The following is a 22,444-nucleotide window of genomic DNA, read 5'->3' as shown; positions in this document are numbered from 1 at the left end:
ACATGAGCACTGAGGCCAAGTTCGGCACAAACGTCGCCATCAATGGCAGCCGGCTATGGGACAGCCTGATGGAGATGGCCCAGATCGGCGCCACGCCCAAGGGCGGTGTCTGCCGGCTGGCCCTGACGGACCTGGACAAGCAGAGCCGCGACCTGTTCGTGACATGGTGCCGGGACGCTGGCTGCACCATAACGGTGGACGCCATCGGCAACATCTTCGCCCGCCGCCCCGGCCGCAACAACGCGCTGCCGCCCATCCTGATGGGCAGCCATCTGGACAGCCAGCCCACGGGCGGCAAGTTCGACGGCGTCTATGGCGTGCTGGCGGGGCTGGAGGTGGTGCGCACCCTGAACGACCTGAACTACCAGACCGAGGCGCCCATCGAGGTGGTGGCCTGGACCAATGAGGAAGGGTCCCGCTTCGCGCCGGCCATGGTGGCCTCGGGCGTCTTCGCCGGCGCCTTCGACCTGGAGTATGGCCTGTCGCGCAAGGACCTGGATGGCAAGACCATGGGGGAGGAGCTGGCGCGCATCGGCTACGCCGGCGACACGCCCATACGCGGCCGGGAGCTGGGCGCCTATTTCGAGGCGCATATCGAGCAGGGCCCCATCCTGGAGGCGGAGGACAAGACCATCGGCGTGGTCACCGACTGCCAGGGCCAACGCTGGTATGAGATCACCTTCACGGGGCAGGAGGCCCACGCCGGCCCCACGCCCATGAGCCGCCGGCGCGACGCCCTGCTGGGCGCCGCGCGCATGGTGGACGCGGTCAACCGCATTGGCCTGGAACACGCCCCCCTGGCCTGCGCCACCGTGGGCCTGATGCAGATCCACCCCAATTCCCGCAACGTCATCCCCGGCCGGGTGTTCTTCACCGTCGACTTCCGCCACCCGGACGACGCCGTGCTGGCGGAGATGGACGCCAAACTGCGTAACGCCGTTACACGAGTCGCCCAGGAAATCGGCCTGGAAACGGAATTCGAGCAGATTTGGTACTATGCCCCGGTGAAGTTCGACGCGGGGTGCGTCGATGCCGTGCGCGGCGCCGTGGCGGAATTGGGCTACAGCAACCGCGACATGGTGTCCGGGGCGGGGCACGACGCCTGCTACCTGGCCCGTGTAACCCCGACATCGATGATCTTCATTCCTTGTGTGGACGGCATCAGCCATAACGAGATTGAACACGCGCATCCGGAATGGTGTGAGGCCGGGTGCAATGTTCTGTTGCGGGCCGTGGTGGCGAAGGCCGACGCCACCTGACCCGTTTTCCAAGCAATGGGTCGAGGGGTTGAGAGTACAGATGCCGCAGGGTGTTGGGGGAGCGTCCAAGAAGGACCAGAAGACGGTACGGGCGGACGCGTCGGCCGCGGCGCCCGAGGGTGGGATCCGGCGTGAGAATCTGCGGCGCATCCTGACGGCGGCGGAACAGGTGTTCGCCGAGCAAGGTTACGGCGGCGCCACCACGGCGGCCATCGCGCTGCGCGCCGGCCTGCCCAAGGCCAACGTGCATTATTATTTCAGCACCAAGCACGACCTGTACCGTGCCGTGCTGGCCGACATCCTGAAGCAATGGCTGGACCCCTTGGCCCATGTCACGCCGGACAGCGACCCGGCCCAGGCGCTGGCGGGTTACATCCGTGCCAAGATGCGGGCCACGCGCGACCGCCCGGTGGTGTCCAAGGTCTTCGCCAGCGAGATCATCCATGGCGCCGCCGAGATCGAAGGTTTCCTGACGTCCGACCTGAAGAAGCTGGTGGATGAGAAGTCGGCCGTGCTGGACGGCTGGATCGCCGAGGGCCGCATGGCCCCGGTGGATACCAAGCACTTCTTCTTCTTCATCTGGGCGGTGACGCAGCATTACGCCGACTTCGACGCCCAGGTGCGCGCCGTGCTGGGCCGTAAGAAGCTGACCCGCCGCGACTTCGACACCATCACGGTGGAGGTCGTGCGCTTCATCCTGCGGGGGGCCGGCTTGTCGCTGCCCTCGCCCTGAATCGTAGCAACGGCATGGGACCTTGGTCTCATGCCGTTGTAGGCCCCGACCGGGGCCGCCGGAGCGTTTCGGGAAGCGAAAGCGGACTGAAACGTGAGGAAGCCAAGCCGCCGGATGGCGGCGCCCGGCGTTTGAGGGCTATTTAACAGGAGACTTCCCATGACCAGCCCCCCCTCCGTTCGCACCCTGATCCGGGGCGGCACCGTGGTCACCGCCGATCAGACCTTCCGCGCCGATGTCTATGCCGAGGAGGGGGTGGTCCGGGCGGTGGGCCCGGATCTGGTGGCGCCGTCGGACGCGACGGTGGTGGACGCCGGCGGGTGCTACGTCATGCCCGGCGGCATCGACCCGCACACCCACATGCAGCTGCCCTTCATGGGCACGGTGGCCAGCGATGATTTCTACACCGGCACGGCGGCGGGCCTGGCCGGTGGCACCACCATGATCATCGATTTCGTCATCCCCAACCCCAAGCAGAATGTCATGGAGGCCTACCGCACCTGGCGTGGCTGGGCGGAAAAGGCGGCGGCCGACTATTCCTTCCACGTCGCCATCACCTGGTGGGATGACAGCGTGCGCGCCGACATGGGCACCCTGGTGCGCGAGCACGGCGTGAACAGCTTCAAGCACTTCATGGCCTACAAGAACGCCATCATGTGCGATGACGAGGTGCTGGTGAACAGTTTCACCCGCGCCCTGGAACTGGGCGCCATGCCCACCGTCCACGCCGAGAATGGCGAGCTGGTGTTCCAGCTGCAGAAGCAGCTGCTGGCGCAAGGCCTTACCGGCCCGGAGGCCCACCCCCTGTCCCGCCCCACGGCGGTGGAGGGGGAGGCGGCGAACCGCGCCATCCAGATCGCCAAGGTGCTGGGCGTGCCGTTGTACATCGTCCATGTCAGCTGCCGGGAGGCGCTGGAAGCCATCGCGCGTGGCCGCATGGACGGCCACCGGGTGTATGGCGAGGTGCTGGCGGGCCACCTGCTGGTGGATGACAGCGTCTACCGCCATTCCGATTTCGAGGTGGCGGCCGCCCATGTCATGAGCCCGCCCTTCCGCCCCAAGGAGCATCAGGCCGCCCTGTGGCACGGCCTGCAATCCGGCACGCTGCACACCACCGCCACCGACCATTGCTGCTTCTGCGCCCCGCAGAAGGCCGCCGGCTGCAACGACTTCACCCGCATCCCCAACGGAACGGGCGGGGTGGAGGATCGCATGGCCGTGCTGTGGCACCATGGGGTGAACAGCGGCCGGCTGACCATGAACGAATTCGTCAAGGTCACCTCGGCCAACGCCGCGCAGATCTTCAACATCTACCCGCGCAAGGGCTCGGTCGCCGTTGGTGCCGACGCCGACCTGGTGGTGTGGGACCCGGCGGCCACCAAGACCATCTCCGCCAAGACCCACCACCAGAACGTGGACTACAACATCTTCGAGGGCATGGAGGTGAAGGGCCTGCCGCGCGTGACCCTGACCGCCGGCCGCGTTGCCTGGCAGGATGGTGATCTGCGCGCCGTGCGCGGCGCCGGCCGCCACGTCGATCGCCCGGCCTTCGCCCCCGGCTTCGATGCCGCCGCGAAGCGGCGGGACGCGCTGAAGCCCACGGGTGTAGACCGGGGCTGAGCGCTTTTAATTTTCTCAATAAATAAGAAAATGAGAACGGTGTTGGGTTTGCCGCGGGTATAAGCAACCATAAGGTTGAACTGGGGGCGCATATGGGCACGGGGCATGGGGTCGACACGACCTCCGAAATCTGGAACGCGGACCTGGCGCCGGTGGATGCGGGGCACCGCACCTGGCGCTGGGTGCATTTCGCGGCGCTGTGGGTGGGCATGGTCATGTGTATCCCCTCCTACATGCTGGCGTCGGGCCTGATCGAGCAGGGCATGTCGGCGTGGCAGGCTGTCGGCACGGTGCTGCTGGGCAACCTGATCGTTCTGGCGCCCATGCTGCTGGTGGGCCACTCCGGCGCCAAATACGGTGTGCCTTTCGCCGTCATCGCCCGCTCCGCCTTCGGCGTGCGGGGCAACAAGCTGCCGGCCCTGCTGCGCGCGCTGATCGCCTGCGGCTGGTTCGGCATCCAATGCTGGGTGGGCGGCAGCGCCATCTACGCCATCGGCAACATCCTGACGGCGGGCGCGCTGGACGGGGCCAAACTGGGCTGGTTCGGCATCAACGCCGGCCAACTGGCGTGCTTCTTCCTGTTCTGGGCCCTGCATCTCTATTTCATCGCCAAAGGGCCGGAATCCATCCGCTGGGTGGAGACGGTGACAGCACCCCTGAAGATCCTCATCATCCTGGCGCTGCTGTGGTGGGCCTATGACAAGGCTGGCGGCTTCGGCAGCCTGCTGTCGGCCCCGTCGCAGTTCGGCCCCGGCGGCGCCAAGGAGGGCGGGTTCTGGGCGGCCTTCCTGCCGGGCCTGACGGCCATGGTGGGCTATTGGTCCACCCTGGCCATCAACATTCCCGACTTCACCCGCTTCGCCCGCAGCCAGAAGGACCAGTACCAGGGCCAGGCGCTGGGCCTGCCGCTGCCCATGGCTGGCCTGGCCTTCATCAGCGTGGCCGTCACCTCCGCGACCATCACGGTCTATGGCAAGGCCATCTGGGATCCGGTGGACCTGGCCGGCCGGATGGAGGGCATCGCCGTGGCCATCGGCCTCGCCATCATCGTCATCGACACGCTGTGCGTGAACCTGGCGGCCAACACCGTGGGTCCGGCCTATGACTTTGCCGCCATCTTCCCCCGGGCGGTGAACTTCAGCCGCGGCGGCCACATCACCGCCGCCATCGGCGTCATCATGATGCCGTGGAAGCTGATCGAGAGCACCGAGGGGTACATCTTCACCTGGCTGCTGGGCTACGGCGCCCTGCTGGGGCCGCTGCTGGGCATCATGCTGGCCGACTATTGGCTGGTGCGGCGGGCGCGCCTGAGCCTGGAGGGCCTGTTCGACCTCAACGGACCCTACGCCTACAGCGGCGGCTGGAACCTGACGGCCCTGGCGGCCTTCGTCCTGGCCGTGCTGCCCAACATCCCGGGCTTCCTGCACGCCGCCTTCCCGGCGGCCTTCGCCGGCGTGCCGGCCTTCTTCCAGGCCATCTACAGCTACGCCTGGTTCACCGGCCTGTTCATTTCCACCATCCTGTACGCCGCGTTGATGCGCCGGCCAGCGGCGCAGTGACTTGTGACGAAGTGGAGGCCAGGCCCAGGAAACCGTAGCCTGGGCCAAGACGGCGCCCCCGCCGCCTGCCATAGTCCCGGACATCGAGGCATGGGAGGACGACGATGGCGGTGGCACCCCTGAAACCGCAGGCGGAGGTGGCGACTTTCCTGGATCTGGACATCCGGGTGGGCCGGGTGGCGGAGGTCCAGCCTTTCCCCAAGGCGCGCAACCCGTCCTACAAGGTGGCGGTGGATCTGGGCGAACTGGGCATCAAATGGTCCAGTGCCCAGATCACGCACTATGCCCCCGATGATCTGGTGGGCGCCCAGGTGGTCTGCGTCTGCAACTTTCCGCCGCGCAACATCGCCGGCTTCCTGTCGGAGGTCCTGATTCTGGGGGCCCGCAACGCCGAGGGCAACGTCATCGTGCTGACCCCCTGGTCGGCCGTGCCGCCGGGGGAGACGGTATACTGACGACTCAGGCCGACCGCAGCAGCCGGGTGAAGTCGTCGGCGAAGGCCCCAGCGTCGCAAAGGGGTGAGGCGGCCATGGCGGGGCGCAGCCGCTGTCGCAGGTCCGCGACCTCTTCCGGGTTGGTGGCCAGCCGGACGGCGATGTCCACATATTCCTCAACGGTGGTCGCCATCAGCGAGGTCAGGCCCAACACGCTGAGAAAGCAGGTGGAATGGCGGCCGGAAAAGGTCTGCCCCGTCAGGGTCACCACGGGCAGACCCATCCACAGGGATTCCAGCGTGGTGGTGCTGCCGGCGAAGGGGAACGGGTCCAGCGCAATATCGACCCGTTGCATGCAGGCGACGTGCTCCGCCCGTGGCGTGGCGCCCAGGAAGTCGAGGCGTGCGGCATCGATGCCGCCGGCGCGGAAGTGCTTCAGAATGCGGGTCTGAACGGGCGCCTCATCCAGGCCGCGCGATTTCAGCAGCAGGCGGGACCCCGGCACGAGGGTCAGGATTCGCGCCCAGCAGGAGATGACGTCGGCGTTGAGCTTGGCCGCGATATTGAAGCAGCCGAAGGTGACATGGCCGTTGCCATCCGCCGGTGGCGGCGTCATGGCGGGTGTCGCGGCCGGTGGCTCGTAGCACAGGAAGCTGTGCGGCATACGCGCGACCCGCTCGGTATAGAATTCTTCGGCTTCGGGCGGGATGTGATGGGGATCGGCGATGATCAGGTCCATCTGCGCCAGGCCGGTGGTCGCCATATAGCCGGCCCAGGTCGCTTGGCGAGGCGCCGGCCGCAAGGCGAACACGTCCAGCCGGTTGCCGGCGATGTGGCCGGCAAGATCGATCAGGACGTCGATGTCATCCTCGCGGACCTGTCGCGCCACCGTCGGGGCATCCAGCCCCTGGATGGGCCGCCACATACATACGGCTTGCACCCGGCGGGTGATGTCGTCCTCCACCCGCTGGTTGGCGTAGGCGATCAGCGTCACCCCCCGTCTGGCCAGCGCCTCCAGCGCCCGGACGATGAAATAGCCAACGGGATGGTTGCGGAAGTCGCCTGAAACCAGGCCGATGCGCAGGGGCCCGTGGCCCCTGGCCGGCGGGGCTGGTGGAGCGGGTTGGGCGTGCCGTCGCGCCCACGCGACATGCTCCGCCCGCACCTGGGCAAGGGTCACCGCGGGATGGAAAAGGCGGGTGTAGATCAGGTTGGAATGGATGTCCGCCCGCTCCGGCGCCACGGCCACGGCATGCGCCAACGCCGCCAGCGCCGCGTCGATTTCCCCCAGGTCGCGCAGGGCGTTGCCCAGGGCCAACAGGACCTCGGGGTCGTCGGGCGTCAACGTCTGCGCGCGCCGGGCATGGGCCAGGGCGGCGGCGGGCCGGCCCATGGCCAACAACAGATCACCATAGGCGGCCTGCGCCAGGGCGGAGTCCGGCAGATCGCGGGCGCACCGGTCCAACAGGGTGAGCGCTTCCTGGCCACGGTCAAGGCGGCGCATCAGCAGGCCCAGGCCCAGCATGGCCTGGCCGGCGCCGGGCTCCAGCGCCATGGCCCGCTGGAAAAGCTGCTCCGCCAGGGCATCGTCGCCCAGGCCCATGAAGGCATCGGCCAGGGTGGTCAAGGCCTGCGGTGAGGTGTCGCCCCGGTCCAGCCAATCGCTCAGCACCCGATGAGCCTCAGGCTTGCGACCCTGGGCGGTCAGGACATTGGCCAGCATGACGATCGCGTCCAGGGCCGCCGGGGCGCCCGCCGCCGTCTGCCGGGCCATGGCTTCGGCCGAGTCCATCTCGCCCGCCGCCAGCCGGTGCGCCGTCAGCTTGATCCTGAGACGGATGTCGCCCGGGCAGCGGGCCACGGCCTCCTCCAGCGCTTGCCCCAGGTGGGGGGATTGGCACTGCTCCAGTGCCGCGACCAGGCCGGTCCAGCAATCGGCGTGGGTGGGGGCCTGGGCGATGCCGGCGCGGAAACTGTCCGCCGCTTCGGCCGGCTGGCCGGTGCCGAGCAGGGCCAGGCCCAGATTGCGGTGCGCCTCGACATTGCCGGGGCTGGCCTTGGCGCCCCGTCGCAGGGGTGGCACCGCGTCCTGGTGTTGGCCCAGTCGCAACAGGGCGGCGCCCAGGTTGATCTGAGCGTCGGCCAGGTTGGGGTTCAATTGCAGGGCTTGCCGGCAGGCTGCGGCCGCGCCCTGGGCATCCCCGGCCTCCAGCAGCACCACGGCCAAGTTGGAATGGAATTCCGGGACCCGTTTGTTAAGGGCGATGGCCTGGCGGATCAGGGTGATGCCTTCCGCCACCCGGCCCGTCTGGGCGCACAGCACCCCCAGCAGGTTGCGGGCAAGCCCCTTGTCGCCGGTATCGATCGCGCGGCGGTACTGCTGTTCGGCTTCGGCAAGGCGGCCGGCCTGATGAAACTGAATCGCCGCGTCCAGGTGCTTCGACATCTTGGGGCCTGAAAGTCATTTGTTTACACATATGTCGAAGGCGCGCGCGGACACAATGGGCCTGCGTGTCCCGGTCCGGGTGCCTTACACCCGGGGGGATTGTCCCCCTATACCCAGATATGATGGCGGCGCCGCGCCTGCCGGCCGTGGCGGTCGATGATGCGCAGGCGGGGCGTCTCGCCATGTGCGGCGGCCTTGGCATCGGCACGCTGCTTCCTCGCAGAGGGCGCCCAGGCCCAGAAACGGGGCCTGATCCGGATTCAGCGGGCGTTGCCGGCGCTGCGCGGCTCAAAACGCATCGGCGCCTTCCGCGACTTCGTGATGCACGAACTGCGGAAGGCGCCGATGGGTAAGGCGGCCTGATGGCCTAGGGGAAAAAGCTAGACCTTGCCCAGCAGCAGGGCCAGGACCAGGATGATGTCGCCGACGATCATCAGGAACATGGAAAAGCCCCAGCCCAGGGCGAAGTGCGCCAGGAACATCAGCAGCAGCAGGACGACGGAGATGATGCCCGCCTTCACGAAGCGGGTGAACGAATGCCAGCCGTCGGCATGTTCCTTGACCACCGCGTCGCTGACCGCGACCGCACCGCTGTGAGCACCGGCCATATCTTGCCCTCCCTTATCCCGAGACGAAACCCGTTTCCCAAGGTTTATGCGCAAACGCGGGCCCCTGGCAAGGGGCCGCGTTGTTCGCCGACCGGTTCGGGTCACGCCTGGGTTGTGGCCCGCAGCCAGTTGCGGATGGCGCCCGCGTCCTGGGCGGTGGCGGCGATGTAGCCGTCCGGCCGCACCAGCACCCATGTGCCCGGGGTGAGGTCGTAGGCCTGGGCGACATGCCCGGCATCGTCCGTCAGGTCGGCCGTTTGCCCGCTGCCTTGCGGCGCCACGGTGAGCGCCCTGACATCCCCCGGCCAGCCGCCGTCAACCGCATCCTGGCCCACGCCATAGCCCAGCAGGGTGAAGTGCGGCCCCTGGTAGACGTCGAACAGTCGTGTGGGGGTGTCCGCCGCCGTCCGGCAGGGCGCGTCCGGGGCGCGATCGCCGGCCATTACCCGCCCGGGATTGGCCCGGGCTTCGGCGGCCAGCGGGCCGTCGCGATAGCTCAGGTCCAGCTCGCGCGTCTCCCGTCCCCGGCGCATCCCCTCCGCCGTGCCCATCTGGCCCAGCAGCCGGCCGCTGAGGCCCAGCACGTGGGCGGCGACGGGCCGGCGCTCCGCCTCATAGGTGTCCAGCAGGCCGTCCGGCGCCCCCCGCAGCACGGCGGCCAGTTTCCAGCCCAGGTTGTAGGCATCCTGCACGCTGGTGTTCAGGCCCTGACCGCCGGTGGGCGGGTGCACATGGGCGGCGTCGCCGGCGATGAACACGCGGCCCACGCGATAACGGTCGGCCAGGCGCAGGTTGACGCGCAGGGTGGACAGCCAGGTGGGTTCCCCTACCGTCAGGTCGTCACGGCCGGTGCGTTCCCGCACGATGACGTTGACCAGCTCTCGGGTGGGTGTCACCTCATCCGGCACCTGGGCCACCACCTGGAACAGGTCGGTGCCGGCCAGGGGGCACAGCGCCAGCTGGGCGTCGGGGGTGTACCAGCGGTGCCAGGCGTCGAAGGCCAGCCCGGCGATGGGCATGTCGCCGATGATGGCGCGGAAGGGCAGCGTCTCCCCCGGGAAGCCGATGCCCAGCGCATGGCGGACGAAGCTGCGGCCGCCATCGGTGCCGACCAGGTAACGGGCGCGCAGGGTGATCTCACCATCAGCGGTGCGCAGCCGGGCGGTGACGCCCTCGGCGTCCTGGTCGAAATCCGTCAGCTCCGTGGCGAAGGCGGGGGTGGGACCGAAGGCCCCCAGGCGGCGGCGCAAGATCGCTTCCGTCTGGAATTGCGGCACCATCAGCGGGTTGCCGTAGGGCTCCGCCGGAGTGGGGGCCTGAACCTCGTGCAACTGGGTGCGCACCACCTGTCCGCCCTGATAAGTCAGCACGGTGGGATAGGGGCCGCCCACGGCCTGCATTTCGGCCAGCACGCCTAGATCCTCGAACACCTCCAGGCTGCGGGGTTGCAGGCCCTTGCCGCGTGAGCCGGGGAAGGGCCCGGCGTTCTTCTCCACCAGGCGGAAGTCGATGCCCCGGCGGGCCAGATCCAGCGCCAGGGTGAGGCCGGCGGCGCCCGCGCCCACGATCAGGATATCGGTATCGAAACGAGTCATGGGATTCTCCGATTATGTGCATGATGCACGGATATGGGCGCGCCGCGCCGCAAATCCCGTGTATAATGCACATATATCTGCGTCCTGGACGCTTGCCAAGGAAAATGTGCATAATGCACACATGAGAAACGAGCTGCATGAAGCGCTGATGGATCTGGTGGGGGTGGTGAACCGCCCCCAGCCGGACCAATACCTGTTGAACCTGGCTGGCGTGTCGCTGGACCGGGCGCTGTTCCCCTTGCTGGTGCGCATCGGCCTGCGCGGGCCCCTCGGCGTGGTGGAGCTGGCCGAACTGGCGGGCCGCGACCATTCCACGGTCAGCAGGCAGGTGGCGAAGCTGGAAAGCCTGGGCTTGGTTGAGCGGCGGGCCGGGGCCACCGACGCGCGGGTGCGCGAGGCCGTGGTGACACCCGCCGGCCAGGCCATGGTCGATGCGATAGGCCGGGCGCGCAGCCGCATGTATGCGGCGGTGCTGGCCGATTGGACGGAGGAGGACAAGGCCACCCTGGCGCGGCTGCTACGCCGCCTGGCGGACCAAGCCAAGGCGTGGGTGGACACCGGCGGTGCCCATTCCGGTGGGAATGGGCACGCTGGGGCGTCTTAAAGCGCGGGATTCATCGCGGTGGCGGGGATGGGCAGGGGAGTGGTCAGCACGGCGCGATTGCCCGCCACCGTCACCCGGCCCTCGGCGATGAGGCGCACGGCCAGGGGATAGAGCTCATGCTCCGCCGCCAGGACGCGGGCGGACAGGGTGTCGGCGGTGTCGTCGGCCCGCACCGGCACGGCGGCCTGGGCCACGATGGGGCCGCTGTCCACCTCGCTGCGGACGTAGTGCACCGTGCAGCCGTGGAAACGCACACCGGCGTCCAGCGCCCGCTGGTGCGTGTCGATGCCGGGGAAGGCGGGCAGCAGCGACGGGTGGATATTGATCAGCCGGTCGCGCCAATGGTCCACGAACCAGGGCGACAGCAGCCGCATGAAGCCGGCCAGGCAGACCAGTTGCACGCCGGCATCCTCCAGCGCGCGGGTCATGGCCTGCTCGAACGCCGGCTTGTCGGCGTAGTCCTTGTGCGGCAGGGCCAGGGCCGGGATGTCGGCGCCCCGCGCCCGCTCCAGCCCCGCGGCGTCTGCCTTGTTGGACAGGACCAGCGCCACCGTCGCGGGGAAGTCCGGGGCCGCGGCGGCGTTCATCAGGGACTGCAGGTTGCTGCCCCGGCCGGAAATGAGAACGCCCAGCTTGAGCTTGCCGGGCGTTCCACTGATTACGAGTGCCATGCCTTGTCCGTGCCGGTCACCGTGACGCGATGGGCGGCATCGGCCGCCACCGGTACGACCTGGCCGATGCGGGTGACGGTCTCGCCGCCCTGCGTCAGGATGGCGATCGCCTCATCCGCCTTGTCCGCGGGGACCACCACGGCCATGCCGATGCCGCAGTTGAAGGTGCGGGCCAGTTCCAGGTCGGCGATATTGCCGATACCGGCCATCCAGCGGAACACCGGCGGCAGGGTCCAGGACGTGGCGTCCAGGGTGACGCCCAAGCCGTCGGGCAGCACGCGCGGAATGTTCTCGATCAGGCCGCCGCCGGTGATGTGGGCCATGGCCTTCACCAGGCCGGCGCGCACCGCGGCCAGCGTGCTCTTCACATAAATCCGGGTGGGGGTCAGCAGCGCCTCGCCCAGTGTCTTGCCCGGGGCGAAAGGGGCCTCCTCCTCATAGCTCAGGCCGGAGACGGACACCAGCTTGCGCACCAGGGAATAGCCGTTGGAATGGACGCCGCTGGACGCCAGGCCCAGCACCACGTCGCCGGCGGCGACACCGGCGCCGGTCAGCACCTGCGACCGTTCCACAGCACCCACGGAGAAGCCGGCCAGGTCATAGTCGCCATCGGCGTACATGCCCGGCATCTCGGCCGTCTCACCCCCCACCAAGGCGCAGCCCGCCTGGCGGCAGCCCTCGGCGATGCCGGCGACGATGGCGCGGCCGGCGGCCACGTCCAACTTTCCGGTCGCGAAATAATCCAGGAACAGCAAGGGTTCGGCCCCCTGCACCACCAGGTCGTTGACGCACATGGCGACCAGGTCGATACCGACCGTGTCATGGCGCTTGGCGTCGATGGCGACCTTCAGCTTGGTGCCTACGCCGTCGGTGGTCGACACCAGCAAGGGGTCGGTGAAGCCGGCGGCGCGCAGGTCGAACAGGGCGCCGAAGCCGCCCAGGCCGGCGTCGGAACCGGTGCGCGCGGTGGACTTGGCCAGGGGCTTGATGGCCTCGACCAGGGCGTTGCCCGCGTCGATGTCGACACCGGCGTCCTTGTACGAATAGGTGCTTATGGCGTCCTCGCAGGGCCTGGGCTAAGAAGGGGCGTCCGTCAGGGGCCGGCTGCTCTAAAGGCCGCCGCCCGCGACCGTCCGTTTAAGACGGTTCCATGACCCGCCCGGGTTTCGGGGCCGAACATAGCAATATCGGAAGGCTTTGCAATGCCGCACCGCTGCATCCCCCTCTTGCGCCAGACCGGGTTTCGGGGCGCCGTTTTCCTGGCCCTGGCCGCCGGCGCCCTTGCTGGCACCGCCCGTGCCGAGGCGGGCAGGAGCGCCGCCGCGGAACAGGCCTTTGTTGAGCAGGGCGTGGATGTGGACGTTACCGCCGGCAACGCCAACCAGGCCCGCGACCAGGCCATCCTGCAAGCCCAGCGCGAGGCCTTGGCCCGCCTGTTCCGCAAGCTGACCCCGGCCGCCGACGGCCGCCAGCCCCCGGCTGTCAGTCAGGGCGAGCTGGAGGCCCTGGTGGCGGGCTTCGAGCTGGAGCAGGAGCGCGCGTCGTCCGTTCGCTATGTCGGCCGCTTCACCGTCCGGTTCCGCCCCGCCGCCGTGCGCCAGCTGCTGCAGCAGAACGGCGTGCGCTATGCCGAGATGGTGGGCAAGCCCGCCCTGGTGCTGCCGGTGGATGCCACCGGTGCCGAACCCGCGCTGTGGACCGATGGCCCTTGGCGCCAGGCTTGGTCGCAGATCGGCCCGGTGGACGGGCTGGTGCCCGTGGCCCTGGCGCCGCCGGACGCTGCCGACCAGGGCGAGCTGCCGGCCAAGGCGGCCCTGGCGCCGGATGCCGGCGTGCTGGCCCATATCGCCGCGCGGCACGGCGCCGGCCAGGTCGTCGTCGCCCGGCTGGAGGGCGACGCCGCCAAGGGCTATCAGCTGACGCTCAGCATCTTTGTGCCGGGTGAGGGCCTGTCGCCGCCGGAGACGGTGCTGCAATCGGCCTTCGTTACCCGCCCGCTGCCCGCCGCCGACACCGCGCCGCCCGCCGCCGGGGCGACCGCCCCGCCGCCACCGCCCGCCGCCTTGGGCCTGGCCGTGGCCACGGTGGTGGACCGGGTGGAGGAGGGGTGGAAGCGCCGCGTAGTGGTGGACGCCCACCAGTCCGGCCAGGTGGCCGTGCGCGTGCCCCTGACCGACCTCACCACCCTCGTGGAGGTGCGGCGGCGGCTGGCCGGTGTGCCCATGGTCACCCAGGTGGACACCAGCGCGCTCAAGACCACCGAGGCCCTGCTCACCCTGACCGTGCTGGGCGACGTCGGTCACCTGAAGACGGCCCTGGCCCAACGTGACCTGGTGCTGTCCGACATGGATGCCGCCCCGGGGGCCGCCCCCGCCCCCGCCCCCGCGCCGCCGGCTGAGGTGCGTTACCAGATCAGCCTGGCCGGCGCTCCGTCATAAGGGTGCCTGATTCCAGGGCCTTATCTGTTACTGTCTGGGCATGTGCCTGATTCGGTGTTGGCGGGGGGACGATGGCGGAGACGCATGCGGGGCGGCAGATACGGTTCTGGCTGATCGGTCTTGTCGTGGGCGTCGCCCTGATCTGGCTGCTGCGCGGCATGCTGCTGCCCTTCGTCGCCGGCATGGCCATCGCCTATCTGCTGGACCCCGTGGCCGACCGGCTGGAGGGCTTCGGGCTGCCGCGTCTGGCCGCCACCTGCGTGGTGTTGCTGACCTTCGTCATCGTCGTCGTGCTCTGCATCCTGCTGCTGGTGCCCTTGATCCAGCAGCAGGTCACCCAACTGATCGAAAGCCTGCCGGCCATCATCACTTGGGCCCGGGATGAGACCATGCAGCGGGTCCGCAGCCTGATGGCCGCCCTGCCTCCGGATGACATCGAGCGGCTGCGCGGTGCGGCCAGCGAGTACGTCGGGACCCTGGTGGGCTGGGGGGCGGACTTCATCAAGAACCTGTTCACCGGCGGCGCCGCCCTGTTCGGCCTGGTGTCCCTGCTGTTCATCACGCCGGTGGTAGCCTTCTACCTGCTGCGCGACTGGGACCGCATGGTGGCCACGCTGGACGGCTGGCTGCCGCGCGAGCACGCCGAGGTGGTGCGCGAGCAATTGCGCGCCGTCGATCGTACGCTGGCCGGATTCGTGCGCGGCCAGGCCACCGTCTGCCTGGCACTGGGCGCCTTCTACGCCCTGGCCATGACGGCGGTGGGTCTGAACTTCGGCCTGGTCATCGGCCTGATCGCCGGCATCCTGTCCTTCATCCCCTATGTCGGCACGGTGGTAGGCTTCGGCGCCAGCGTGGGCGTGGCCCTGTTCCAGTTCCACGACCTGTGGCGCGAGGGGCTGGTGGTGGCGCTGTACATCCTGGGCCACCTGCTGGAAGGCTATGTCCTGACGCCCAAGCTGGTGGGCGACAAGGTGGGTCTGCATCCCGTCTGGGTCATGTTCGCCCTGCTGGCCGGCGGCAGCCTGTTCGGCTTCACCGGCGTGCTGCTGGCGGTACCAGTGGCGGCCGTCATCGGCGTGTTGGTGCGCTTCGGATTGCGCCAGTACCTCGCCAGCAGCTATTACACCGGCGTGCCTCCGGACGAGGTGCTGCGCGAGGATCTGGTCCAGGAAGGCCTGGTCACGCCGGGAACGGAAGCTGGGGGGCCGCCGCCGGTGCCCTGACCCGGCGTTCCGCCAGCGCCCCGTCCGTCCGCCTTTCGTGCCCGTTGCCGGTAAGACCCTGGAATCATGGCCGACTTGAGACAATTGCCCCTGGATCTGGGGCACCGTTCCGCCATGGGGGAGGCCGACTTCCTGGTGGCACCGGGCAACGCCGACGCGGTGGCCTGGCTGGACGCCTGGCCGGATTGGCCGGCACCGGCCCTGGTGCTGTACGGGCCGCCCGGCTGCGGCAAGAGCCATCTGGCCCAGGTGTGGCGCGCCCGCTCCCGGGCGCCCCTGCTGGGGCCGGAGGATCTGGACCCGGCGGAGGTGCCGCACCTGCTGGGCCCCACCCGCACCGCCGTCATCGACCGCACGCATGAAATCTCGGGCGACACGGTGCGGGAGCGTGCCCTGCTGCATCTCTACAACGTGACCAAGGAGGCGGGCGGCCAGCTGCTGCTGCTGGCCCATTACGCCCCCGTCAACTGGACCCTGCGCCTTCCCGATCTGCGCTCCCGCCTGGTGGCCGCCCCCGCCGTGGGCATGGCCGCCCCCGACGACGCCCTGCTGATGGCCGTGCTGGTCAAGCTGTTCGACGATCGCCAGGTGCGGGTGGGGGAAGAGGTCATCGCCTGGCTGATGACCCACACCGAACGCTCCTTCGACAGCGCGCGGCGCACTGTGGCCCTGCTGGACCGCGCCGCCCTGGCCGCCAAGAGGCCCATCACCGTGGCCTTCTGCCGCCAGGTGCTGGAGCCTAAGGACAAGCCGGCGGACGCCTGACGCCACCCCGGCGGCTACCGCCCCGCCATCCAGAACATGCGTCGCCGGCTGTAGCCGCGCCAGGTGGCCGGCAGCTTGGCCAGGGCCACGGCCTCTTCCTGCGCCAGGCGGGATAGCAGGCGGGTGCTGCGGGCCTTGGGGCCGGTGGCCCTGGCCAGCTGCGCCACCAATTGGGCGGCTTGGCGGGCAATGGCCGGGGCGGTGACGGCGCCGTGCAGGCGGGCGAGGGGGGCCAGGGGATCGGCGGCGGGGCGCTTGGGCGGGGTGGTCTTGGCGCCCTTGGCCGCTTTGGGCTTGGCCGTCGCCACGGGATAAAGGCCGCGGCAGACCTCCGCCGTCTCATACAGCCGCTGTGCCCGGCGGCGCAGGCGCTCCAGCGCGTCGGCGGCGGGGGGCGCCTTGGCCACCAGCACGGCATTCCTGGCGCCAGGCGGAGGGGGCGGCGGCAGCTCCAGCCGGGCTATGGCCCGGGCCACCTTGTCCTGCAGCTCGGCCAGCAGGCGGGGCGCCACGGTCTTCAGCGGCTGATCCAGCGCGGGGGAGGCCCAGCCGCCACCCTCGATCCAGGCGGCCAGGTCCAGCACCAGGGCGGTGTGGCCGGTGCCGCGCAGATGCTTCATCACCCGGCGGCGCGCCTGTGTGGCGGCATGGTCCAGGGCCAGGCGCTGGCGTTTGCTCAGGCCGGCGGCCCCCTTGCGATCGGGCAGTTGGACGGCGCGTTCGGCCAGGCGATCCCAGCCGCGCGCAGTTTCCAGCAGGGCGCGCAGGGGGGCCAGGCGCCGGCGCAGGGCGTCCGCCGCTTCCGCATGCGGGTTGGCCCCCACCTTAGCCCCCACCCTGGCCAGCGGCGCGGGACCGGCGGTGGGTGGCAAGGTCATCGCCAGGCGCAGCAGGCGCATCGCTGTGTCCAACCGGCGGCTGGCCGCCGCCATCTCGCGCACGGCCTGTGTGTCGCCGCTTTCCAGCAGCACCGTGGCGTTTTCCAGCAGGTGGCCCAGGGCATGGCGGGTGGCGTGGCGAAAGCCCTCCGCCACCGTGGTCGCAGGCGTCAGGGCCGCCGGCTGGGCGGGAACGGCCGCCGCCGGCCTGCCGGTCAACAGGCGCAGGCCCGCGTCGGCCTTGCTGCCCGTGGTGATGCGCAGGGGCGCGTGATGGTGCAGGGCGGCCGCCACCTCGAACAGGGCGGCGACCCGGCCGCCCTTCAGCTCCAGCTCCACTTCCGCCACCGGCCAGGTGGCCTCCTCCCCGGCGCCCGTTTCATGGTCATTGGGCACGGACAGGCGCACCTCGCCCTGGTCCAGGGCCAGTTCCACGCTGGTGCGCGGGTCGGGGTGCAGCAGCAGGGCCGTGCGCTCGATATCGGTGGCGAAGCGGGGGGCGACCCGCGCCCACTGCGTCGATGTCAGCAGGTTGAAAATCCCGGCGGGCAGCAGGCCGATATCGGGCCCGTCGCCCTCAACCGGCAGCTGCCACTCCCATTCGCGCCGGCCGGCGGCGGCGGCGGTGCCGGCGTCGGAGGCCCAGGTCTTCACCGTCTGCACCCGCCGGCCGCCCTGCCGCCGCACCCGCAGGGCCAGGCCGTGGGCGGCCAGGGCCAGGTCCGGGGTGTCATAATACGTCGTCACCTGGTGGCGGTGCGCGGGGGGGCCGTCGGCCATGCGCGCCAGCAGTGGCAGCGCTTGCAGGCGGGCCAGTGCCGCCGGCGTGGCCGCCAGCTTCACCTCCACCTCCCGCACGGCCAGGGCGCGCTTGGGCGGCGGGGGTGTGGCGACGGCCGGGGAACCGTCTGGCGACGGTGGTGTTTCGTAAGCGGCGGGGGATGAGGCGGCGGCGCGCCCCGCCTCCGGGGCGGAGGTGTCGGGACCGCTGGTGGTCGGTGTGGGGCGGGCGGGGCCGTTCGTCATCCTGAATGGATAACCGAAGACGGGGCTTACGTTAAGATCGTGTTGCGGAATTACATCGATTCTGTCCAATCGGTAAATTTCTTTCCGTTATATTGCCTTGCAGCGCACAGTTGCGATAGTCTCACGGTTCCGTTGCGTCACAATAAATCGCCACCCTCGTCCGTCCTTACCCGGCCCCCGCCCCACCGGTTCATTTCGCCGTTGCGAGGTAGGATAATGACTCAAAGTCATGCTTAACGCCGGATGGACGCGGAACGTATGGGCACAGGCGGTCCGGCGCATCAGGGATGAGCAACCAAACTGGGCATCGAACCATCATGAAGTCATCGCTGGCAGCGTCGCGGGATGCTGAAAAGTCCGCGGAAAAGTCCACCGACTCCGGGCAGGCCCCGGCCAAGACCGTGACGCCGGCGAAGACCCCTGAAACCGCCTCCGCTGGCACCGCCACCGCCACGCCCGGCGTGGACGTGAAGGCGGCCGACGCCGCCACGCTGGCGGCCCTGGCCAAGGCCGGTCCGCTGCTGGACCGCCCCGTTGCCAAGTTCACCAGCCTGAACCAGCCGGACGCGCCCAAGGCCGACGCCGTGGGCCTGACGGCCGACCTGGTGGCGCGCCTCACCCGCTATACCAAGCTGGCGGACGCCGATCCCTTCGCCAACCCCGTTTCCCTGCTGGCGCTGGATGTCTCCCGCCGCCTGCATTCCGGCGAATTGGATTTGGCCGCGGTGGAGCAGGCCATCCAGTATCTGGGGGCCGAGGGCTTCCTGGCCCGCGCCCGGCGCCTGGGCGCCTATCTGGGCGAGGCCGACCCCGCCGCCAACGCCGCCCGCATCCGCGCCCTGATCGAGGGCCTGGCCGTGGGCGCCGACGGCCAGCCGGTGGCGTTCGAGGCCTTCCGCGCCCAGGTGGAGAAGGAGATTTTCGGCATCGTCATCACCGCGCACCCGACCTTCAACCTGACGGGTGAGCTGATGGACGCCATGGCCAAGCTGGCCACCGGCCGGGACGAGGCCGGGGTGCCCTTGACGGCCGCCGCGCGCAAGGCGCTGATCGCGTCCGTCGCCGCGACGGAACTGCGCCCGGGGGAGCTGTCGCTGGCCGATGAGCATCGCCTGTCGCTGGCGGCCATCAGCAACATCCAGGCGGCGCTGCGCACCGTCTATGACATCGTGCTGGCGGTGGCCCGGGAACGCTACCCCGAGCAATGGTCGGAGTTGACGCCGCGTCTGCTGACCGTGGCCAGCTGGGTGGGTTACGACCTGGACGGCCGCTCGGACATCCGCTGGTCCGATACCCTGCACAAGCGCCTGGTGGTGCAACTGGGCCAGCTGCGCCATTACCTGGCCGAGGTGCAGGCCATCCGCAAGGTGGCGCCGGTGCAGGAAGACCTGCGCAACACGCTGGATCTGCTGGAATCCCGTCTGGCGCTTGCCATCGCCCAGGTGTCGGACGAAGTCACCGCCTTCGGCAGGGAGACGACCACCCAGAAGGACATCGAGGCTATCGCCCAGCGCATGCACGACGGCCTGCCCCTGCGCCTGGTGGAGGCCGCGCACGCCATCGAGCAGGTGGAACGCGCCATTCGCCTAGCCTCCGTTGCGGGAAAGGGGGCTAAAGGCGACGATGTGGTGCGACGGCTGGCCATCCTGAAGGCGGAGCTGTCGAACTACGGCCTGGGGCAGGCGCACACCCATGTACGCATCAACGCCACCCAGCTGCACAACGCCGTGCGCAAGACCGTGGGCATGGAAACGGCGCCGGACGATCCGCGCTACCGCCAATCGTACCTGAACGCCATCACCGGCCTGCTGGATGAGGTGCGGCCGGTGCGCATCAATTTCGGCAGCATCATCGCCGAACGCACCTCGGCCAAGCGGCTGTTCATGGTCGTCGCCCAGATGCTGAAGTACGCCGACGCCTCGGTGCCTGTCCGCTTCCTCATTGCGGAATCGGAATCGGCCTTCACCGTGCTGACGGCGCTCTACTACGCCCGCCTGTTCGGCGTGGCCGACAAGGTGGACATCAGCCCCTTGTTCGAGACGGAACGGGCGCTGGAGGTGGGCAGCCGCGTCATCGAGCAGTTGCTGGACAACCCGCATTATCGCGACTACGTGAAGCGGCGCGGCCGCCTGTGCATCCAGACCGGCTTCTCCGACGCCGGCCGCTATCTGGGCCAGACGCCGGCCTCCGCCAGCATCGAGCGCCTGCGCCTGCGCATCGCCCGCCTGTTCACCCGCCACCGCCTGGACGGCGTGCAACTGGTGATCTTCGATACCCACGGTGAAAGCATCGGCCGTGGCGCCCATCCGGCGGGCTTCCCCGAGCGCCTGGGCTATGTCGCGGCGCCGGCCACGCTGTCGTTCATGAGCCACCACAAGATCGCCTTCAAGCAGGAGGTCAGCTTCCAGGGCGGCGACGGCTATCTCTACTTCGTGACCCAGCCGGGCGCCCTGGCCGTGGTCACGCGCATCCTGGAACACATGCTGGGCGGCAAGCATGCCACCCTGGATGACGACCCGTTCTATGGCGACGCCGACTACATCCGCGAATTCTTCACCACGGTGAAGCAGTTCCAGGTGTCGCTGGTGGAGGATCCCAACTACGGCGCCCTGCTGTCTGCCCTGGGCACCAACCTTCTCTATCCTTCGGGCAGCCGGGCCATCAAGCGCCAGCACGACGGCAACGCCGACGATGTGGACCAAAGCCGCGCCTCGCAGTTCCGCGCCATCCCCCACAACGCCATCCTGCAGCAAATGGGCCTGCCGGCGAACACCGTCAGCGGCGTGGGCGAGGCCATCGACAAGGATCCGGAGCACTTCGCCGACCTCTACCGCACCTCGCCCCGCTTCCGGCAGCTGCTGGGCATGGTGGAGTACGGCGTGGCCATCGCCAGCCCCGACGCGCTGAAGGCCTATATCGACACCCTGGACCCGGCCTTCTGGCTGCTGCGCGCCGCGCACACCGCCGACCCCGCCCGGGTGGAGGAGATGCGGCGCCTGGCGGCCATCCTGGAGGACAACCCCCTCCATAGCCGCCTGATCCGCATCTTCCGCAAGCTCTACCGCGACTTCGACGTGCTGGAGGAGGGGTTGGCCCGGGTGGAGCGGCATCCGGTGCCGGGCCAGGTGCCGCCGCCGGATGAGGCGCTGAGCAACGGCCTCCTGGTGCTGCACGCCCTGCGTATCGCCCTGATCCAGGAGATGTTCCTGCGGGCGACGCACATCCCCCAGTTCTCCAGCCAGCACAACATCACCCATCGCCGCCTGATGGCGCGCCTGATGCAGCTGGACGTGCCCTGGGCCCTGGACCTGCTGTCCCGTATCTTCCCCGTGGCGGAGACGGCGGGGGAGGGCGATTTCGGCGAAAGCGCCACCTACGTCAGCGATGACAGCCAGAACTACGGGCAGGAGAACGAGCGCATCTTCAAGCCCATCGCCAGCCTGTATGACCTGGTGCGCCGGGTGGGCAACGGCATCACCCAGCGCATCGGCTTCTTCGGCTGACGCGCGCCATGGAAAAGGGCGCCTTCCCCGGGGTGGGGAGGGCGCCCTTCGCCTTTTTGCGGGACGGGCTCAGAGGTCGGCGACGGCTGCCCGCTCCTCCATCAGCTCCGCCACCGTGCGGTCCAGCATGCGGCGGGCGAACGCGTCGAGTTCCAGCCCGCGCACCCGCTCGATGCGGCCATCACGGCATAGGGCGGGCACGCCGCAGACCAGGCCCTGGGGCAGGCCGTAATCGCCCTCCGACGCCAGGCCCATGGAAACCCAGCGATCGCCGCTGCCCTGCACCCAGTCGCGCATGTGATCGATGGCGGCGTTGGCAGCCGAGGCGGCGGAGGACAGGCCGCGCGCTTCGATGATGGCGGTGCCGCGCTGGGCCACCGTGGGGATCAGGGTGTCGCGGTACCAGGCGTGATCGCCAACCAGGTCGGGCAGGGGGCGGCCCCGAACCACGGCGTGCTGCCAATCGGCGAACATGGTGGGGGAGTGGTTGCCCCAGACCACCAGCCGTTCGACCGCCGTCACGTCCACCCCGGCCTTGGCCGCCAGCTGCGCTTGGGCGCGGTTGTGGTCCAGCCGGATCATGGAGGTGATGGCGTCGTGCGGCAGGTCCGGGGCGTGCCGGATGGCGATCCAGGCGTTGGTGTTGGCGGGGTTGCCCACCACCAGCACCTTGGCCGTGCGCTTGGCCTGCTCATTTAGCGCGCGGCCCTGCGCCTTGAAAATGGCGGCGTTGGCCGACAGCAGGTCGCGCCGCTCCATGCCCTTGCCGCGGGGGCGGGACCCCACCAGGAAGGCCGTGTCGATGTCGCGGAAGGCCACGGCCGGATCGTCGCTGACGCTGATGCCGCTCAGCAGCGGGAAGGCGCAGTCCTCCAACTCCATCACCACCCCGCGCAAGGCGGGCAGGGCCGGCGTGATCTCCAGCAGCGACAGGTGGATGGGCTGGTCGGGGCCGAACGCATCGCCCTTGGCCAGGCGGAATAGCAGGGAATAGGCGATCTGCCCGGCGGCACCGGAGACGGCGACACGAAGGGGGGCGGTGGTCATGATAGGCACCTCAGGATCGGTTTGCGCTTGCCCAT

The 22,444-nt window shown here is 69.4% G+C and carries 18 protein-coding genes; 11 read left to right on the top strand and 7 right to left on the bottom strand.

Annotated features, from left to right (window positions below):
• The first annotated feature begins 2 nt into the window (after window positions 1-2).
• The 5 genes from FBZ89_RS03895 to FBZ89_RS03875 all read left to right on the top strand — a co-directional run bounded on the left by FBZ89_RS03895 (window position 3) and on the right by FBZ89_RS03875 (window position 5,626).
• Window positions 3-1,259 (top strand): Zn-dependent hydrolase, encoded by a 1,257-nt coding sequence (locus tag FBZ89_RS03895; protein WP_145748716.1) that lies wholly within the window; start codon window positions 3-5, stop codon window positions 1,257-1,259.
• A gap of 40 nt (window positions 1,260-1,299) precedes the next feature.
• The gene (locus tag FBZ89_RS03890; protein WP_145748715.1) at window positions 1,300-1,992 is read left to right on the top strand and encodes a TetR/AcrR family transcriptional regulator; all 693 of its coding nucleotides are present in this window, start codon (window positions 1,300-1,302) and stop codon (window positions 1,990-1,992) included.
• 159 nt (window positions 1,993-2,151) lie between these two features.
• Complete coding sequence (gene hydA, locus FBZ89_RS03885) at window positions 2,152-3,612, top strand: dihydropyrimidinase (protein WP_145748714.1); 1,461 nt, start codon at window positions 2,152-2,154, stop codon at window positions 3,610-3,612.
• Window positions 3,613-3,704: 92 nt separating this feature from the next.
• A complete protein-coding gene (locus tag FBZ89_RS03880; RefSeq protein WP_145748713.1) occupies window positions 3,705-5,171 on the top strand; it encodes an NCS1 family nucleobase:cation symporter-1 in 1,467 nt (488 codons plus the stop codon).
• 104 nt (window positions 5,172-5,275) lie between these two features.
• Window positions 5,276-5,626 (top strand): tRNA-binding protein, encoded by a 351-nt coding sequence (locus FBZ89_RS03875; protein ID WP_145748712.1) that lies wholly within the window; start codon window positions 5,276-5,278, stop codon window positions 5,624-5,626.
• 4 nt (window positions 5,627-5,630) lie between these two features.
• Here the strand turns inward: FBZ89_RS03875 and FBZ89_RS03870 are convergent, their stop codons facing one another.
• Window positions 5,631-8,051, bottom strand: a complete 2,421-nt coding sequence (locus tag FBZ89_RS03870) for a tetratricopeptide repeat protein (protein ID WP_145748711.1) — start codon at window positions 8,049-8,051, stop codon at window positions 5,631-5,633.
• A 195-nt stretch (window positions 8,052-8,246) separates the two neighbouring features.
• Here FBZ89_RS03870 and FBZ89_RS30685 point away from each other — a divergent pair, with 195 nt between their 5' ends.
• Complete coding sequence (locus FBZ89_RS30685) at window positions 8,247-8,414, top strand: hypothetical protein (protein WP_186457184.1); 168 nt, start codon at window positions 8,247-8,249, stop codon at window positions 8,412-8,414.
• Between the two features lie 17 nt (window positions 8,415-8,431).
• Here FBZ89_RS30685 and FBZ89_RS03865 read toward each other — a convergent pair whose 3' ends face one another.
• Both FBZ89_RS03865 and FBZ89_RS03860 read right to left on the bottom strand, forming a co-directional pair.
• On the bottom strand, window positions 8,432-8,659 hold the full coding sequence (locus tag FBZ89_RS03865) for a hypothetical protein (RefSeq protein WP_004272315.1): 228 nt from the start codon (window positions 8,657-8,659) through the stop codon (window positions 8,432-8,434).
• Window positions 8,660-8,760: 101 nt separating this feature from the next.
• Window positions 8,761-10,254 carry an FAD-dependent oxidoreductase gene (locus FBZ89_RS03860; RefSeq protein WP_145748710.1) on the bottom strand — a complete coding sequence of 498 codons (1,494 nt, stop codon included), beginning with the start codon at window positions 10,252-10,254 and terminating at the stop codon, window positions 8,761-8,763.
• 121 nt (window positions 10,255-10,375) lie between these two features.
• Here FBZ89_RS03860 and FBZ89_RS03855 point away from each other — a divergent pair, with 121 nt between their 5' ends.
• On the top strand, window positions 10,376-10,858 hold the full coding sequence (locus FBZ89_RS03855) for a MarR family winged helix-turn-helix transcriptional regulator (protein ID WP_145748709.1): 483 nt from the start codon (window positions 10,376-10,378) through the stop codon (window positions 10,856-10,858).
• On the opposite strand, the gene purN is transcribed toward FBZ89_RS03855, so the two are convergent.
• Together purN and purM are read right to left on the bottom strand one after the other, a co-directional pair.
• Entirely contained in the window at window positions 10,855-11,529 is a 675-nt protein-coding gene (gene purN / locus FBZ89_RS03850) for a phosphoribosylglycinamide formyltransferase (RefSeq protein WP_145748708.1), read from the bottom strand. The two genes, FBZ89_RS03855 and purN, sit on opposite strands and share 4 nt — an antisense overlap.
• Window positions 11,517-12,584 (bottom strand): phosphoribosylformylglycinamidine cyclo-ligase, encoded by a 1,068-nt coding sequence (gene purM / locus FBZ89_RS03845; protein ID WP_145748707.1) that lies wholly within the window; start codon window positions 12,582-12,584, stop codon window positions 11,517-11,519. The genes purN and purM overlap by 13 nt, the downstream gene beginning before the upstream one ends.
• A gap of 147 nt (window positions 12,585-12,731) precedes the next feature.
• Between purM and FBZ89_RS03840 the strand changes: the two genes are divergently transcribed.
• From FBZ89_RS03840 to FBZ89_RS03830, 3 genes are all read left to right on the top strand, one after another.
• Entirely contained in the window at window positions 12,732-13,967 is a 1,236-nt protein-coding gene (locus FBZ89_RS03840; protein WP_145748706.1) for a DUF2066 domain-containing protein, read from the top strand.
• Window positions 13,968-14,038: 71 nt separating this feature from the next.
• Window positions 14,039-15,190 (top strand): AI-2E family transporter, encoded by a 1,152-nt coding sequence (locus tag FBZ89_RS03835; protein WP_145748705.1) that lies wholly within the window; start codon window positions 14,039-14,041, stop codon window positions 15,188-15,190.
• Window positions 15,191-15,256: 66 nt separating this feature from the next.
• Window positions 15,257-15,955, top strand: a complete 699-nt coding sequence (locus tag FBZ89_RS03830; RefSeq protein WP_186457183.1) for an HdaA/DnaA family protein — start codon at window positions 15,257-15,259, stop codon at window positions 15,953-15,955.
• A 14-nt stretch (window positions 15,956-15,969) separates the two neighbouring features.
• Here FBZ89_RS03830 and FBZ89_RS03825 read toward each other — a convergent pair whose 3' ends face one another.
• The gene (locus FBZ89_RS03825) at window positions 15,970-17,859 is read right to left on the bottom strand and encodes a CYTH and CHAD domain-containing protein (RefSeq protein WP_145748703.1); all 1,890 of its coding nucleotides are present in this window, start codon (window positions 17,857-17,859) and stop codon (window positions 15,970-15,972) included.
• Between the two features lie 317 nt (window positions 17,860-18,176).
• Between FBZ89_RS03825 and FBZ89_RS03820 the strand changes: the two genes are divergently transcribed.
• On the top strand, window positions 18,177-21,362 hold the full coding sequence (locus FBZ89_RS03820) for a phosphoenolpyruvate carboxylase (protein WP_186457182.1): 3,186 nt from the start codon (window positions 18,177-18,179) through the stop codon (window positions 21,360-21,362).
• A 69-nt stretch (window positions 21,363-21,431) separates the two neighbouring features.
• Here the strand turns inward: FBZ89_RS03820 and FBZ89_RS03815 are convergent, their stop codons facing one another.
• The gene (locus FBZ89_RS03815; protein WP_145748701.1) at window positions 21,432-22,409 is read right to left on the bottom strand and encodes a malate dehydrogenase; all 978 of its coding nucleotides are present in this window, start codon (window positions 22,407-22,409) and stop codon (window positions 21,432-21,434) included.
• Between the last annotated feature and the right edge of the window lie 35 nt (window positions 22,410-22,444).

The organism is Nitrospirillum amazonense (genome assembly GCF_007828045.1).
Classification (GTDB): domain Bacteria; phylum Pseudomonadota; class Alphaproteobacteria; order Azospirillales; family Azospirillaceae; genus Nitrospirillum; species Nitrospirillum amazonense_C.
This window is presented reverse-complemented; position numbering and strand designations above follow the sequence as displayed.

What these genes read in the sequence shown, in the direction of transcription:
- FBZ89_RS03895 (WP_145748716.1), top strand. Translation starts at nt 3, where the DNA reads ATGAGCACTGAGGCCAAGTTCGGCACAAACGTCGCCATCAATGGCAGC.
- FBZ89_RS03890 (WP_145748715.1), top strand. Translation starts at nt 1,300, where the DNA reads ATGCCGCAGGGTGTTGGGGGAGCGTCCAAGAAGGACCAGAAGACGGTA.
- hydA (WP_145748714.1), top strand. Translation starts at nt 2,152, where the DNA reads ATGACCAGCCCCCCCTCCGTTCGCACCCTGATCCGGGGCGGCACCGTG.
- FBZ89_RS03880 (WP_145748713.1), top strand. Translation starts at nt 3,705, where the DNA reads ATGGGCACGGGGCATGGGGTCGACACGACCTCCGAAATCTGGAACGCG.
- FBZ89_RS03875 (WP_145748712.1), top strand. Translation starts at nt 5,276, where the DNA reads ATGGCGGTGGCACCCCTGAAACCGCAGGCGGAGGTGGCGACTTTCCTG.
- FBZ89_RS03870 (WP_145748711.1), bottom strand. Translation starts at nt 8,051, where the DNA reads ATGTCGAAGCACCTGGACGCGGCGATTCAGTTTCATCAGGCCGGCCGC.
- FBZ89_RS03865 (WP_004272315.1), bottom strand. Translation starts at nt 8,659, where the DNA reads ATGGCCGGTGCTCACAGCGGTGCGGTCGCGGTCAGCGACGCGGTGGTC.
- FBZ89_RS03860 (WP_145748710.1), bottom strand. Translation starts at nt 10,254, where the DNA reads ATGACTCGTTTCGATACCGATATCCTGATCGTGGGCGCGGGCGCCGCC.
- FBZ89_RS03855 (WP_145748709.1), top strand. Translation starts at nt 10,376, where the DNA reads ATGAGAAACGAGCTGCATGAAGCGCTGATGGATCTGGTGGGGGTGGTG.
- purN (WP_145748708.1), bottom strand. Translation starts at nt 11,529, where the DNA reads ATGGCACTCGTAATCAGTGGAACGCCCGGCAAGCTCAAGCTGGGCGTT.
- FBZ89_RS03840 (WP_145748706.1), top strand. Translation starts at nt 12,732, where the DNA reads ATGCCGCACCGCTGCATCCCCCTCTTGCGCCAGACCGGGTTTCGGGGC.
- FBZ89_RS03835 (WP_145748705.1), top strand. Translation starts at nt 14,039, where the DNA reads ATGGCGGAGACGCATGCGGGGCGGCAGATACGGTTCTGGCTGATCGGT.
- FBZ89_RS03830 (WP_186457183.1), top strand. Translation starts at nt 15,257, where the DNA reads ATGGCCGACTTGAGACAATTGCCCCTGGATCTGGGGCACCGTTCCGCC.
- FBZ89_RS03825 (WP_145748703.1), bottom strand. Translation starts at nt 17,859, where the DNA reads ATGACGAACGGCCCCGCCCGCCCCACACCGACCACCAGCGGTCCCGAC.
- FBZ89_RS03820 (WP_186457182.1), top strand. Translation starts at nt 18,177, where the DNA reads ATGAAGTCATCGCTGGCAGCGTCGCGGGATGCTGAAAAGTCCGCGGAA.
- FBZ89_RS03815 (WP_145748701.1), bottom strand. Translation starts at nt 22,409, where the DNA reads ATGACCACCGCCCCCCTTCGTGTCGCCGTCTCCGGTGCCGCCGGGCAG.